A 14,803-nucleotide genomic window follows, 5' to 3' on the forward strand; every position below is an offset into this window, starting at 1 on the left:
GTGCGATTGCAAGTCACGTCGCCCGATCCGATGGCGATTATTTAGTATCCCGATTCAAATAAAAAAGGGAGACGGAAAACATGGCAAGCATCGATCCTCGTTCGTCGAATTCGTCGAACTCGTTGACGCACAGTTCAGTCGCGGCGCTGCCGCCCCGCTCGCTCGCCGCGCGCCTCGGCATCACCAGCGTGCCGCGCGACGAACTGCGGCGGCGCTACACGCAAAGCGGCTCGAAGTTCATCCGCATCATGGGCGCGGACGTGCATTATGTCGACGAAGGCCGCGGCGACATCATCGTGATGATTCATGGCTTCGCGTCGTCGCTGCACACATGGAATCGTGTCGCGGATGAACTGAAGCACGCTTACCGCATCATTCGTCTCGATCTGCCGCCGTTCGGCGTGACTGGGCCGCTGCGCTCCAGCACAGGCGCGATCGAAACGATGGACCTCCCGACCTACCGGCGTTTCATCGACACTTTTTTGCAGGCACTCGGCATTAGGCGCGCGACTTTCATCGGCAATTCGCTTGGCGGGCTCATTTCGTGGGACTACGCGGTGCGGCATCGCGAGGCCGTCGAGCGGCTCGTGCTGATCGACTCCGCGGGCTTTCCGATGCGGCTGCCCATCTATATTGGCCTCTTCAACAGCGCGCTGGTGCGCGCGAGTTCGCCGCGCTGGCTGCCGGAAGCGATCATCAAAAGCGCGGTGCGCAACGTGTATGGCGATCCGCGCAAAATCGATGCCGTCACGCTGCGGCGCTACGTCGAGTTTTTTCACGGCGAAGGCACGCGCGCCGCGATCGGCAAGATGGTGCCGACGCTCGATTTCGCCGAACTGGATACGAATGTGCTGACAACACTCGCGCTGCCGACGCTCGTATTGTGGGGCGCGAAGGACCGCTGGATTCCGACCGCGCACGCGGCTGAATTCGCGCAGCGCATTCCGGGCGCGAAATCGGTCATGTATCCGGGCCTTGGACACATTCCGATGGAGGAAGCGCCCGAGCGCGTGCTGACCGACCTGCGGGCGTTTCTCGGCACGCATGCCGCTCCGAAAGCAGGCACCGTCGCGCGCGTCTAGCCCCTTCCTCCGAGCAAGCGCAGCAAGTCCCAGAGAAATTTAAAGAGCATGACGATCAGCTCCCACAGATGGTAAAGCTGTTGCCAGCCCGAAGCGCGCGCGAAGGAATCGAACATCGTTAAAGTTGGTCAGGAATGGCGGCGCTTGCCGCGGCGCCAAACCGGACATCATAACGACTGCGGCGTAGCGACTGCGGGATACCCCGTATCAAGTCCGCCGAAAGCCAGCCGTAAACGCGTCGAGAAGAGGCTGTGTTCGTGCTCGACGAGCGCGTGACCGGCAGCGTTGCTAGCGTCATCAAGGAGACGTTCATGTCGCGTTTCAGCTTTCGCCGGACGGGCCGACCGCAAGGGGTCGTCGGCGATATTGCCGCGCAGGCGGGCAAACTGGGTATCGAAATCTGCGATGTATCGGGCCACGTCGATGAAGTCGCCGCGCGCGTGCAGCATCAGGCACAGGTGTGCCGGGCGTTGCGCGAATCCGCCGCGCAGACGCTCGCCGGCAATCATCGGATCGCGACCGCCGCGCGGGGTATGCGCGACGTGTCGGCGCAAGCGGCGACCGGCGTGCAGGAGTCGCACGAGACGCTGGAGGCGTCGCTTGCCGACATCCACGGACTGGTGGAAGGCGTGACCGTGATCGAGAGCCAGATCGGCGCGCTGCGCAGCGCGCTCGCGCATGTGAGCCGCGTCTCCGAGGAAATCTCGCTGATCGCGCGGCAAACGCATCTGCTCGCGCTGAACGCGGCGATCGAAGCCGCGCGCGCCGGCGAATCCGGCCGAAGCTTCGCGGTGGTGGCGGCCGAGGTGAAGAATCTGTCGGCGAAGACCGCGCAGGCGACCGGCCAGATCGAGACCACGCTCGCGCAACTCACGCAGCAGACCGAGCAGTTGATCAACGAAGGCTCGGTGAATACGGAGCGGGCGCATCGGGTGCGCGAGGGCACGCGCAAGATCGGCGACGTCGTGCATTCGACGGGCGACGCCATCGCGCATCTGAACAACGAGGCCGAGCAGATCGCCGCGTTGACCGGCGAGATCGAGACGCAGTGCGGCGGGCTTGAGGCGCAGGTGCTGGAAATGGCGAGCGGCGTCGAGGATTCGAGCGAAAACTTCGTGCAGGCGAAGGATCGGCTCGGCAATCTGCTCGGCGTCTCAGAGACCTTGATCGAACTGACGGCGGCGGCGGGCGTGGAGACGCCGGACACGCGTTTCATCGAAGCCGTGCAGGACGCGGCGGCGGCGGTGAGCAAGCTGTTCGAGGCGGCGGTCGCGCGCGGCGAGATTTCGCTCGACGATCTGTTCGATCAGCATTACGTGCCCGTGCCGGGCAGCAATCCACAGCAGTTCATGACGCGGTTCACGGCTTTTACCGATCGCGTTTTGCCGGCGATTCAGGAGCCGCTACTCGATCTCGATCCGCGGGTCGCGTTCTCTGCCGCAATCGACGTGCGCGGTTATCTGCCGACGCACAACCTGAAGTTCTCTTTGCCGCAGCGTGACGATGTCGTGTGGAATATGGCCAATTGCCGGAACCGGCGCATTTTTAACGACCGCACTGGACTGGCTGCCGGGTCGCATACGAAGAAGTTTTTACTGCAGACGTATCGGCGCGATATGGGCGGTGGACAGTTTGTTTTGATGAAGGATGCGTCCGCGCCGGTTTTTGTGCAGGGGCGGCATTGGGGCGGGGTTCGGATTGGGTATAGGGTTTAAGCTGCAATTCGTGAAACAGGGCAAGCGCACTTGCCCCGTCACCTACCCCCTCACCTGCACCCTTCTCCTCTCCGCCCGCTGCATAAAATAATTCACCGCCACCACGCCAACCGTCACCACCGCGATAAACAACGTCGCCAACGCATTCATCTCGGGATTCAAACCCAGCCTGACGCGCGAGAAAACCACCAGCGGCAATGTCGTTGACCCAGGCCCCGACAGAAACGCGGATAAAACCAGATCGTCGATCGACAACGTAAAAGACAATAACCAGCCCGACACCAGCGCCTGTGAAATCAGCGGCAACGTGATCGAGAAAAACACCCGCAGCGGCGTCGCGCCGAGGTCGAGCGCCGCTTCCTCGAGCGAAGGATGCAACTCCTTGACACGCGACTGCACGATAATCGCCACGTACGAAATACACAGCATCACGTGCCCGATCCAGATCGTGAAAATGCCGCGCCCCGCCGGCCAGCCGAGCCACTTCGCCATTTCGATAAAGAGCAGCAGCAGCGATATGCCCTGAATCACTTCGGGGATCACGAGCGGCGCGTTGATCATGCCGGTATAAAGCGTAAAGCCGCGAAAACGCCCCATGCGCGCGAGCACAAAACCCGCCCATGTGCCGATAATCACCGACGCAAACGCCGTCAGCACCGCTACTCTCAACGACAGCCACGCCGCCGCAATCAGTTCGTCGTCGTGCAATAACGCCGCATACCAGCGCGTCGAAAAACGCGTCCATACGGTGACGAGTTGCGATTCGTTGAACGAATAGACGACCAGACTGATAATCGGCACATACAGGAACAGAAAGCCCAGCGCCAACGCGGTGAACTGCAAAATCCGGTTCGGCTTCATCAGCGTTTTTCCTCCATCGCCTTGGCCTGCGCGTACTGGAAAAACGCCATCGGCACCAACAGCAGCACTACCATCGCACACGTCACGGCAGAAGCCATCGGCCAATCGGCATTGTCGAAAAACTCATTCCACATCACGCGGCCGATCATCAGCGTATTCGCGCCGCCGAGCAATTCCGGAATCACGTACTCGCCCACCGCCGGGATAAACACCAGCAGGCAACCGGCGATAATGCCATTCTTCGAAAGCGGCAATGTGATCTGCCAGAACGCTTTCCAGGGTCTTGCGCCCAGGTCGTAGGCGGCTTCGAGCAAGGTCATGTCCATTTTCACGAGATGCGCGTACAACGGCATTACGAGAAACGGCAGATACGAATAGACCATGCCGATATAAACCGCCGTATTCGTGTGATACAGCTCGATCGGCGAATGAATCAGACCGATCGACATCAGGAAGTTATTCAGCAGCCCGTTGTTTTTCAGAATCCCGATCCACGCATACACGCGAATCAGGAACGACGTCCAGAACGGCAGCATCACGGCCATCATCAGCAGATTACGGCGCGCCGGATCCGAACGTGCGATGTAATACGCCATCGGATAACCGATCAGCAGGCACAGCAGCGTCGAAATTGCGGCCACGACAACCGAATTCACATACGTCGCGAAATACAGGCTGTCGGTGACGAGAAACGCGTAATGCGACAGATCGAGCTTGAGATTGATCGCGCCGTCCGCGAAACTCGTGAGCTCGGTATACGGCGGAATGCCGAGCTGCAAATCGGCAAAGCTGATCTTCACGACCAGCAGAAACGGCACCAGAAAAAACAGCAGCAGCCAGACGAACGGACCGGCCACCACGGCGGTACGGCCCGTCAGGTTAAAGCGCCGCACCGGCCAATTGAGAACCGAATGGAACTGGCGCTTCATGACGTCAGCACCACACCGGCCGATGCGCTCCAGCGCACGTACACTTCGTCGCCCCAAGTGGGCGGATCGATCTCCGTCAGCGCGAGGCTCGTCACGTTCGCGATCACGGTTTTGCCGCCGTCGAGCTTCACGTGATACAGCGAATAGCCGCCCATGTACGCGATATTCGACACGACGCCCTTGCCCCAGTTGAACGCGCCCTCGGGCGGCTTGCTCGTGAGCGCGATCCGCTCGGGCCGCACCGAGATCGTCACCGGCATGCCGAGCGGACCGGTAATGCCGTGGCTCACATACAAACGGCAAGTCAGATCGGGCGTTTCGATAAAGACGTGATCGGGCTCGTCCTCGACCGTATGGCCTTCGAACAGATTCGTCGAGCCGATGAACTCCGCCGAGAAGCGGCTGTTCGGATACTCGTACACCTCGTGCGGCGTGCCGAGCTGCACGATCTCGCCTTCGCTCATTACCGCGAGGCGCCCCGCCATCGTCATCGCTTCTTCCTGATCGTGCGTGACCATGATGCAGGTCACGCCGACCTTGTCGAGAATGTTGACGAGCTCGATCTGCGTGCGCTGGCGAATCTGCTTGTCGAGCGCGGACATCGGTTCGTCGAGCAGCAACAGCTTCGGCCGCTTCACCAGCGAACGCGCCAGCGCGACCCGCTGCTGCTGGCCGCCGGAAAGCTGATGCGGCTTGCGCTTCGCAAAGCGGCCCATCTGCACGAGTTCGAGCGCGGTCTGCACGCGGTCCTTCAGCTCGGCCTTGGCCACGCCTTCCTGCTTCAGACCGAACGCGACGTTCGACTCGACCGTCATATGCGGAAAAAGCGCATACGACTGGAACATCATGTTGACCGGCCGGCGATACGGCGGCAGTTGCGCAAGGTCTTCGCCGTCGATCAGGATCTTGCCCGAGGTCACGGTCTCGAGGCCGGCGAGCATCCGCAGCAAGGTCGACTTGCCGCAGCCGGAACTGCCGAGCAGCGCGAACAGCTCGCCCTTTTTCACCGACAGATTGACCTGCTTGACCGCCACGGTCTCGCCGAATTTCTTCACGACGTCGACGACCTGCACGAAATTATCGGCGGCGTCGTCGATCGCGGCGTTGCCGCCGGCGGGCGGCACGGCCGTCCGGTCCAGCGCGCCCGGCTGCTCACTACTCATCACAATGCTTCACTCCGGCGTTTGACGAACAAAGCCCCCGGTGAACACCGAGGGCTTCTTGATGATGCTGTTACCCGTTCACTCCGGCCGCGCTTCAGCGGCCGGACTTGAACTCGGTCCAGAGCCGCGTCTGCAGCCGCTGCACTTCGGGCGGCAACGGCTTCAACAGGAACAGCGTCTTGATGACTTCGGGCGGCGGGTACACGGCGGGATCGTTCGCGACGTCCTTATCGACGTATTTACGCGCTTCGAGATTCGCGCTCGGGTAGTAGACGGCGTTGGTGATCGCGGCATGCACTTGCGGCGTTTCGATGTAGTTGATCCACTCGAGCGCGGCTTCCTTGTTCTTCGCGTCCTTCGGAATCGCCATCACGTCGAACCATACGGGCGCGCCGCCCTTCGGAATGTAATACTCGATCTTGTACGGCTTCTTCGCCTCGATCGCGCGATGCTTGGCGATCACGACGTCGCCCGACCAGCCGTAGGCGAAGCACACGTCGCCGCCCACCAGATCGTTGATATAGCCCGACGAGTTGAACTGCGTGATGTACGGGCGAATCTTCTTGAGCATCGCGAGCGCCTCGCGATAGTCGGCCGGATTCGTGCTCATCGGGTCTTTGCCGATGTAATGCAGCGCGGCGGCGAACATCTGATCCGGCGCATCCAGCACGGACACGCCGCACGCCTTCAGCTTCGAGATGTTTTCCGGCTTGAAGAGCACGTCCCAGTTATCGAGCGGCACGTTCTTGCCGAGAATCTGCTGGGCCTTCGTCACGTTGTAGCCGAGGCCGGTCGTGCCGTATGCCCAGGGCACCGTGAACTTGTTGCCGGGATCGGCGCCGGCCACGAGCGCCATCAGCGACGGGTCGAGGTATTTGAGGTTCGGCAGCTTCGATTTGTCGAGCGGCGCGAAGATGCCCGCGGCGATCTGCTTGCCGGCGTAATTGCTGGTCGGCACGACGATGTCGTAACCGGAATTGCCGGTCAGCAGCTTGGCTTGCAGCGTGTCGTCGCTATCGTAGTTGTCGTATTTGACCTGGACGCCGGACTGCTTCGTGAAGTTCGGAATGGTGTCCTTGGCGATGTAATCGGACCAGTTGTACACGTTGAGCTGCGTATCCTTCGCTGCCGCCGTCAACCACGGCGCCGCGCACAAGACCAGCGCAGCCACTTGCCCCACTACCCGTCTTTTCATCCCGTTCTCCGATCGTGCCGGTCCGAGCCGGCCGTCCTCACGCACGCCGCGAGCAGCGCCATGCTGCGCTAGCGGCTCCCCTGAAAAACCCGAAAACTACCATCAATTATTGCGCGGTCCAAAAAAAATGCCGCACTGTCGCGCAAACGGTACAGCGTAAGCCGCGCCGCCGGAAAATGGGCGCAATTTTAGCGGGTTATGGGCGCGTGTCTACCCGAAAAAAACGCCGCCACGCTTAGGCGCTCTGGCGGCGGCCTCACGCAGGCTCCCCACGCGCATGACAAGCCAAACGCGAAGCCGGGCGACGGAGCACAATAGCTGACAACGGACAAGGGGCAACAGCGGCGAGGCGCGGGCTCGATCGGCAGCAACGCGCGCGGCGGGCACAAGCCTTGCGAAACCAGGCAGTCTTTGACCTCAGGCATCCATGAACACCAATCCGTTCGCGCTGCGCCCAAACCGCCGTCGACGTCTGCCCGAAGGAGGACCCGCGCACTGGTTCTCGTTCGTCGGCGCGGGTGCGCTGATTGCCGTCGGCTATATCGATCCCGGCAATTGGGCGACGGCGCTCGGCGCGGGCGCCGGCTACGGCTACCAGTTGCTCGGCATGGTGGTGCTCTCGAGCCTGATGGCGATGCTGCTGCAATGGCTGTCGTCGCGGCTCGGCGTCGTGACCGGACGCGATCTCGCGCAGGTTTGCCGCGAGCGTTCGGGGCCGCGCCGCACGATCTTCCTGTGGCTGACCAGCGAAGTGGCGATCATCGCCTGCGATGTCGCCGAAGTGGTCGGCAGCGCCGTCGCGTTGCAATTGCTGCTGGGCGTCTCGCTGACCGTGGGTGTGCTGATGTCGGCGGTATGCACGTTCGCGCTGCTGGCGCTTCAGCAGATAGGCGGCCGCAAGCTGGAAGCGGTGATCGCGTTGCTGATCGGCTTCGTCGGCTTGTGCTTCGTGATCGAACTGGCGCTCGCGCGGCCCGACTGGCATGCGGCGCTGGCGGGCACCGCGCCGAGCCCCGAGCTTCTGCGCAACGCGGGCATGCTGTGGCTCGCGGCGGGCATCGTCGGCGCGACGGTGATGCCGCACAACCTCTATCTGCACTCGTCGCTCGTCAAGCATCACGCGCCCGACAGCAGCGACGCGCAGATCAAGGCCGCGCTGCATGTCGTCAATATCGACACCATCGGCTCGCTGCTCTTTGCTTTCGTGATCAATGCCGCGCTGCTGATCGTCGCCGCCGCCGTGTTCCATGCGAGCGGCCACCGCGACGTCACCGATCTCGCGGACGCTCATCGTCTGATCGCGCCGCTGCTCGGCACGCGCTGGGCCGGCATCCTGTTTGCCGCGGCGCTGCTGGCCTGCGGACTGAGCGCGACCGTCACCGGCACGCTGGCCGGCCAGGCGGTGATGGAAGGCTTCCTGCAACTGCGTCTGCCGCGCTGGAAGCGTGCGCTGCTCACGCGCGCACTGGCAATCGGACCGGCGCTGGTGGCCGTGACGATGTTCGGCCAGGAAGGCTCGAATCAGTTGCTGGTGGCAAGCCAGGTGGTGCTGAGCCTGCAATTGCCGCTCGCGGTCGTGCCGCTGATCCGCTATGCGTCGGATGCCAGCCTGATGCGCGACTGGCGCGTGCACGGCGTGCCGCTGGTGCTGGCGTGGATGTCGGCGGGTTTCATCATCCTGCTTAACGGCGCGCTGTTGTGGCAGGTTGCGTTGGGTGAGTGAGCCGCTTCGCGAGCCGCGAGGCCATTCGCCAATCGTTGCAACGCAGTTGTAAATATTCTTTTAGTATTTCGAGTTGAACGGCGCCGCCGCTGGCCGTGGCGCCGCCTTCGCCGTAGTCCCGATGGCTGCCTGCGCTATTGCGGCGGCCATTCGCTTGTTTGTCTTGCCACCGCGTTGTGCCGTCTGCGTGCCGTATCCGCCAGGCGGCGGCGATGACGCCATGCCCCGAGCATGACTTCAGTCGACACGCGGCGCGCCGTTTTGCTCACCGCCCTTGCTCCTGGACGACAGCCCATGCCGCTTCCTGCTTTGCCTCCGGCTTTCCTCATTGCTCCATTCGATCGCCTTACCCATCGCGCCTCCAACCGACCGTTGCGCGTGCCCGGCCACCGCTTCGGCCGCGGCAGGTTCGTCTGCGTCCTCGCTGCGCTGTTGTTGTCGAGCGCCTTTTCCGGCGAGGTTGCGGCCACGGTCGCGATGCTGCAGCCGGCGCGCATCGCCGCTGCGAACGAGCCGCTGCAGATCACGTTGCTCTATTCCGCCGACGACGCCGCGCCGCTCACCGTCGCCGTGCCGCAAACACTGCGCGTCAACCTGAGCGGCGGCGAGCAGTCTCCGCAGCCGCTCGAACTCGCGCGCGAAGCGGGCGTGCCCGACACGCTGCGTCTGCGGCCGGGCCAGTTCCGCAAGGTGCGCTTTTCCGCGCCTTGGCCGGACTCGGCTCGCGGAGAAGTGCGTGTCGATCCGATCGGTTTCGATGCTTCGCCCGCGGTCGTCGTGATCAATCGCGGTCCCAACCAGAACGCCATAGCGCAGGCCGAGCGCAGCGAAAGCCAGGCCCGCACGCCGGCCCAGGCCGCGGCGACGGCTGCCGCGCTCGACGGCCCCTCGGGCGACGCGATCTCGCCGCCAGGCGACTCGCTATCGACGACCGGACGCGGCGTGCTTGCGCACGTTTCCTACTACGACCCGATGTATATCGGCGTCGGCCACAACGGCGACACCAATGCGCGGCTGCAACTGAGCTTCAAGTATCGCTTGCGCATTCCCGACGACCTGCGCTCCAAAGCCTTCACCGACAACCTCTACTTCGCCTACACGCAGACGTCGATCTGGGATCTCTCCGCCGACTCGCGTCCGTTTCGCGACACGACGTACTCGCCGCAGCTTTTCTACTACGTGCCGGACACGGGCTGGCGCAGTCCGTTCTTCACGCGCATGGGTTTTGCGGCGGGCGTCGCGCATGAATCGAACGGCAAAGGCGGAAGCGATTCGCGCAGCATCAACATGCCGTTCATCCGCCCGACGTGGGAATTCGGCGATCTGACGGCCAACCATCTGACGGTGTCGCCGAAAATTTATTACTACGTCGGCACGTCCAGTAATCCGGACATTGCGGACTATCGCGGCTATGTCGATCTGCTCGTCAAATACGGCAGCCCCGATGGCTGGCAACTGGCGACCACGCTGCGCAAAGGCACGAAGCACTGGTACGGCAGCGTCGACACGCAATTCACCTATCCGCTCGCGAAGCTGCTCGGCAGCGCGTGGGGCGGCTATCTGTGGATCGGTTATTTCAACGGCTACGGCGAGGATCTGCTCGACTACAACAACCGTCAGCACTGGATGGCGCGAATCGGTTACAGCATCGCGCGGTGAGGCCGACGCGGGCCGCGCTCGGCGGCGGCGCAGTATCGGCCTCGCGGACGGGCTCGGGCGGCTTCACGTCCCGTATCGGTTAACATAGCGGACCTCCGCTTTTCTGCTGCAAGGTTTCCGATGGCTTCCAATCTCCACGCTCTACCCGACAGCCCGTGCATCGGCGTGTGTTCGACACTTTTCGACGAAGTCTGCAAAGGCTGCGGCCGCACGGCCGGCGAGGTATCGAACTGGGTATTCATGAGCGATGAAGAAAAGCGGGCCGTGTGGACCCGCATCGAACGCGAAGGCACGGCCATGCGTTTTCAGAACGACAAGCTCTGAGCTTTTCGCTCAGAAGCGCATGCCGACGCCGAGCCCCACCACCACCGGATCGATGCTCACGCGGCCGAGCGGCTGCCCGCCGAGCGAGGCATCCGTGTGCATCCAGATCTTCTTGATGTCCGCGTTGACGAAGAGCGTCTTCGTCACCTGCACGTCGACGCCTGCCTGCAATGCCGGACCGAAGCTGTGATTGCGGATCGACACCGGCTGCCCGCCGGCGTGCAAGCCATTGTTATAGAACAACGTGTAGTTCAGACCCGCGCCGACATACGGACGCACGCGCCCCGCGTGATTGAAGTGATATTGCAGCAGCAACGTGGGCGGCAGCACGTTCACTCCGCCAAGCGGGCCGATGCTCGAAGTCAACTGATGACGCGACGTGCCGAGAATCAGTTCGACGCCGAGATAATCGCGGATCATGTAGGTCAGATCCAGTTCCGGCACGATCGCGTTGTTGACGTCGGTGTTCAGCGTGGAGAGCGTGCCTGTCGTCGATACGCTCGGCATGATGCTGATCGCGCGCAATCGAACGATCACGTCGCCGGCGTGAATGCCGCTCATCGAATCGTCGCCGGCGGCATGCGCCTGCGGAATGAGCGCGGCGGCGCAGAGCAGCCCCGATGCCAACGCAGCCGTCCTGATGGTGTTGCTGAGCGAGAGCTTCATTTTTCTTCCCCTTTTTGTTGATCTACGGGGATTGTCGAAGCTCCCGCCGCGCGTCAGTTTGACTCCCATCAACCGAGCGAGAAAGCCAGCCGCCCTGCGACAGCCGGTCGCGTCGCGCCAGTCAGCAGCAGTTCGATCAGGTCGTGCACGCTGCGAATCGCCGAGCCGAACGGCAGCGCTTCCTTGCCGCGGAAAAAGAGGCCGTTGGCCACATCGCCGCGCAAGGCCGCGGCAAGCCGCGTGTCGATGCAGAAGTGCCCGAACTTTTCGACGCCGTCGCGCCACCCGCACACGCTCAGACACTGGAGCGCCGTCGGGCACGCCTGCCTGAGCGCGCCGACCTTCTCGCGAATCCTCGCTTCATGCCGCAAATAGCGCGTGAGCCACGGCGTTTTCACGGCACGCGCGGGCAAACCCGTCACGCTGACGAATTCGACGATGTCATCCGGCGCCGCCTCGGCCAGCACGCGCTTGAAGTTCGGATGCGCGTCGCCTTCCTCGGTCACGGCGAACGGCGTGCCGAGCTGCACGCCGTTCGCGCCCGCGTTCAGCAGCGCGCGCACGGCCTCATGACTATTGATGCCGCCCGCGAGAATCAACGGCACCTGCTTGCGATCGATCCCGAGCGACGTGAACACGGTCTCGAGTTCATCGAGAATGCGCCTGAAGTCGAAGCGCTGATCGTTCATATCGGCGATGTTCGTGACGCCGAGATGGCCGCCCGCATGCGCCGGATGTTCGATCACGACGGCGTCGGGCAAGCGGCCCTTCTTCATCCACTTCTTCAGCACCAGCGCGACGCCGCGGCTGTCCGACAGAATCGGAATCAGCGCGATGTCGTGGCCTTGCGTCATCTCCGGCAAATCGAGCGGCAGGCCCGCGCCCATCACGATCGCGTCGGCGCCGTTTTCGCAGGCGGCGCGCACGTAATCGGCTTGCGCGCTGACCGCCTTCATCACGTTGACGGCGATCATGCCGCGGCCTTCGCTCAGCTTCTTCGCCGCATGAATTTCACGCGCGAGCGCGGTGAGATTCGCCTCTTCGAGCGTGGCACGGTCGGGCGACTGCCGGCAACGTTCGACGAGATCGGGATGATGATGGCGTAAATCAATACTGGCGATGGTGCCGAGCGCGCCCTCGCGCGCGACGCTGCCTGCGAGCCGGTGCGCCGAAATGCCGACGCCCATGCCGCCTTGCACGATCGGCAAGAGCGAGCGGCCGCGAATGACCAGCGGAGAAAACGAATGAGAGTTGAGCATGGCTGACCCGACGGACGATTATCAAAGCGTGGATAATCGTCGGTCGGGCGCGGCCGGGGTTGCGTCAGATCAAGCGGCGCGCGCATGCCGTTGCGGCGCGCGCGGGTTCGTTGATGCCGGTCATCCGCGTCAGACTTTGAATTGCATCGACTTGAGTTCGAGATATTCCTCGAGTCCAAAGACGCCGTTCTCGCGTCCGAAGCCCGACTGCTTGAAGCCGCCGAACGGCGCCGCCATATTCCACGCGCCGCCGTTGATGTCGATCTGCCCCGTGCGGATGCGGCGCGCGACGCGTTGCGCGCGCTCGTCGCTGCCGGCCCACACTGCGCCGCCGAGTCCGTATGGCGAATCGTTGGCAATCCGAATCGCTTCGTCTTCGTCCTTGTAAGTCAGAATGGACAGCACCGGGCCGAAGATTTCTTCTTGCGCGATCGTCGCTTTCGGATGCACGCGGCCGAACACCGTCGGCTTGACGAAAAAGCCTTTCGACACGCCGTCGGGCAGCCCCGCGCCGCCCGTCACGAGTTCGGCGCCCTCCTCGATGCCCTTCGCGATGTACTGCTGCACGCGCGCCTGTTGCGCGGCGGAGGCCAGCGGGCCAAGGCGCGTTTTCTCGTCGCGCGGATCGCCGGCCGCGTAGCTTTCGGCCGCCTGTTTCGCGAGCGCGCACGCTTCGTCGTAGCGTGCTTCGGGCACCAGCATGCGCGTGTGCGCCGAACAGGTCTGCCCCGAGTTGAGGAAGCACGCGCCGACCGTGCCTTTGACCGCGGCGGCGAAATCGGCGTCGTCGAGAATGACCGATGCCGATTTGCCGCCCAGTTCGAGCGCGACCCGCTTGATCGTCGCCGATGCCAGTTCCGACACGCGCTTGCCGGCGCGCGTCGAGCCGGTGAACGACACCATATCGACCGATGGATGGCTCGCCAGCATTTCGCCGACCACCGGCCCATAACCGCTGACGAGGTTGAACACGCCGGCGGGCAGCCCCGCTTCGTGGATCGCTTCGGCCAGCACGAACGCATTCAAAGGCGCGATCTCCGACGGTTTCAGCACCACCGTGCAACCGGCCGCGAGCGCGGCCGCGACCTTCAGCGTGATCTGATTGAGCGGATAGTTCCACGGCGTGATCGCCGCAACCACGCCGACCGGTTCGCGCACGACGAGCGAATTGCCGACGCGTTCTTCGAACTGGAAGCTGCCCGCGAGCTTCGCATAGGCGTTCCAGTTGTAGACGGGACTGCCGACCTGGATCGCGCGCGCGAGCTTCAGCGGCATGCCGACTTCGCCTGCGATCAGCGCGGCGAGTTCGTCGGTGCGCGCCTTGAGGTTCTCGGCGATCCGCTCGAGGTATCGGCCGCGCTCGGCGGCGGGCGTGGCGGCCCAGCCGTCGAAGGCCACACGCGCGGCCGCGATCGCGCTTTCCGCATCGGCGTCGACGCCCTCGGGGATGCGGCCCATGACTTCCTCGGTGCCGGAGTCGATCACGTCGATCGTGCCGGTGCCGCACGGCGCGATCCATTTGCCGTCGATGTAGAGTTTGTCGTAGATCTTCATGATGTCGGCCCTGGCTTCCGATGGTGGTTGTTCTATTTTAGCCAGCGTCGGGGGAAGGGTTCGGTGGGCGAGATGGGCGGTGAGTTGCCGGCATGCGGCGAAGTACCCGCGGATAAGGGCACTATTTTGTAGTTTGATCGCCGCCTAGCTCCCGTCTTACCTCTGCTACGATGCCGTCGACAAACATAAAAGGGACCAAATGAAAGCCGTTCTGTCCGTAGCTCTATCCGCTCTCGCGCTTACCGCTTGTGTCTACGTCCCGACCGAATACAAAGCCGGGCCGGTCCAAGGTGATCCGAAGAAAATCGTGGAACGCGTTATGTACGAGCAGCCCGGGAGCAAACGGCCGGAATACGTCGATGTTACTGATGACTATGTGGAATTCGGAGCCGGCAGTAAAGGCTCGTCTCGCGAGACGCTGACCGGGTTCAACCATTCGTCCAAGAAGGACGTAACGAGGCTCTACTATCGAACGATGGCCGACGTAAAGCTGTTAGATCGTGCTTCGTTGAAGGGTCACTGGTACATAGTCGAGCCGCGCACAGGGCAAGGACGAAAGCTTGCTGACGTGTACGTGGAGAATCAGAAAGATGCAGAGAGCTTTGTTGACGCACTGATCGCGCTGAAGGCGGCGCTGCCCCCAACGGAGTAGCGATTCCACGCGGCGGCTTCC

At 63.0% G+C, this 14,803-nt stretch carries 13 protein-coding genes; 6 read left to right on the top strand and 7 right to left on the bottom strand.

What is annotated here, in order from left to right:
- Nucleotides 1-80 precede the first annotated feature (80 nt).
- Both CUJ91_RS09635 and CUJ91_RS09640 read left to right on the top strand, forming a co-directional pair.
- Nucleotides 81-1,082 (top strand): alpha/beta fold hydrolase, encoded by a 1,002-nt coding sequence (locus tag CUJ91_RS09635; RefSeq protein ID WP_107706758.1) that lies wholly within the window; start codon nt 81-83, stop codon nt 1,080-1,082.
- Between the two features lie 311 nt (nt 1,083-1,393).
- Nucleotides 1,394-2,797, top strand: a complete 1,404-nt coding sequence (locus CUJ91_RS09640; protein ID WP_029968623.1) for a methyl-accepting chemotaxis protein — start codon at nt 1,394-1,396, stop codon at nt 2,795-2,797.
- A gap of 42 nt (nt 2,798-2,839) precedes the next feature.
- Here CUJ91_RS09640 and CUJ91_RS09645 read toward each other — a convergent pair whose 3' ends face one another.
- From CUJ91_RS09645 to CUJ91_RS09660, 4 genes are all read right to left on the bottom strand, one after another.
- The gene (locus tag CUJ91_RS09645) at nt 2,840-3,658 is read right to left on the bottom strand and encodes an ABC transporter permease subunit (RefSeq protein WP_107706757.1); all 819 of its coding nucleotides are present in this window, start codon (nt 3,656-3,658) and stop codon (nt 2,840-2,842) included.
- Nucleotides 3,658-4,587 (bottom strand): ABC transporter permease subunit, encoded by a 930-nt coding sequence (locus CUJ91_RS09650; RefSeq protein WP_006051752.1) that lies wholly within the window; start codon nt 4,585-4,587, stop codon nt 3,658-3,660. The genes CUJ91_RS09645 and CUJ91_RS09650 overlap by 1 nt, the downstream gene beginning before the upstream one ends.
- Entirely contained in the window at nt 4,584-5,750 is a 1,167-nt protein-coding gene (locus CUJ91_RS09655) for an ABC transporter ATP-binding protein (RefSeq protein ID WP_161966570.1), read from the bottom strand. Before CUJ91_RS09655 ends, CUJ91_RS09650 begins: the two co-directional genes overlap by 4 nt.
- A gap of 94 nt (nt 5,751-5,844) precedes the next feature.
- Nucleotides 5,845-6,945: a polyamine ABC transporter substrate-binding protein gene (locus CUJ91_RS09660; protein ID WP_006051754.1), complete on the bottom strand. Its 1,101-nt coding sequence runs from the start codon at nt 6,943-6,945 to the stop codon at nt 5,845-5,847.
- Between the two features lie 427 nt (nt 6,946-7,372).
- Between CUJ91_RS09660 and CUJ91_RS09665 the strand changes: the two genes are divergently transcribed.
- The 3 genes from CUJ91_RS09665 (at nt 7,373) to CUJ91_RS09680 (ending at nt 10,651) form a co-directional block, all read left to right on the top strand.
- Nucleotides 7,373-8,668 (top strand): Nramp family divalent metal transporter, encoded by a 1,296-nt coding sequence (locus CUJ91_RS09665; protein WP_107706756.1) that lies wholly within the window; start codon nt 7,373-7,375, stop codon nt 8,666-8,668.
- Between the two features lie 294 nt (nt 8,669-8,962).
- Complete coding sequence (locus CUJ91_RS09675; RefSeq protein ID WP_107706755.1) at nt 8,963-10,327, top strand: phospholipase A; 1,365 nt, start codon at nt 8,963-8,965, stop codon at nt 10,325-10,327.
- Between the two features lie 120 nt (nt 10,328-10,447).
- On the top strand, nt 10,448-10,651 hold the full coding sequence (locus CUJ91_RS09680) for a DUF1289 domain-containing protein (RefSeq protein WP_006051757.1): 204 nt from the start codon (nt 10,448-10,450) through the stop codon (nt 10,649-10,651).
- A 9-nt stretch (nt 10,652-10,660) separates the two neighbouring features.
- On the opposite strand, the gene CUJ91_RS09685 is transcribed toward CUJ91_RS09680, so the two are convergent.
- The 3 genes from CUJ91_RS09685 to CUJ91_RS09695 form a co-directional block, all read right to left on the bottom strand.
- Entirely contained in the window at nt 10,661-11,317 is a 657-nt protein-coding gene (locus tag CUJ91_RS09685; protein ID WP_006051758.1) for an OmpW/AlkL family protein, read from the bottom strand.
- A gap of 68 nt (nt 11,318-11,385) precedes the next feature.
- Nucleotides 11,386-12,576, bottom strand: coding sequence for an NAD(P)H-dependent flavin oxidoreductase (locus CUJ91_RS09690; protein WP_107706754.1), 1,191 nt, complete (start codon nt 12,574-12,576; stop codon nt 11,386-11,388).
- 129 nt (nt 12,577-12,705) lie between these two features.
- Nucleotides 12,706-14,130 carry an aldehyde dehydrogenase family protein gene (locus CUJ91_RS09695; protein ID WP_107706753.1) on the bottom strand — a complete coding sequence of 475 codons (1,425 nt, stop codon included), beginning with the start codon at nt 14,128-14,130 and terminating at the stop codon, nt 12,706-12,708.
- 199 nt (nt 14,131-14,329) lie between these two features.
- On the opposite strand from CUJ91_RS09695, the gene CUJ91_RS09700 reads away from it, so the two are divergent.
- Nucleotides 14,330-14,782, top strand: a complete 453-nt coding sequence (locus CUJ91_RS09700) for a hypothetical protein (protein ID WP_006051761.1) — start codon at nt 14,330-14,332, stop codon at nt 14,780-14,782.
- Nucleotides 14,783-14,803: the final 21 nt, after the last annotated feature.

It is taken from the genome of Paraburkholderia graminis (assembly GCF_003330785.1).
Classification (GTDB): domain Bacteria; phylum Pseudomonadota; class Gammaproteobacteria; order Burkholderiales; family Burkholderiaceae; genus Paraburkholderia; species Paraburkholderia graminis.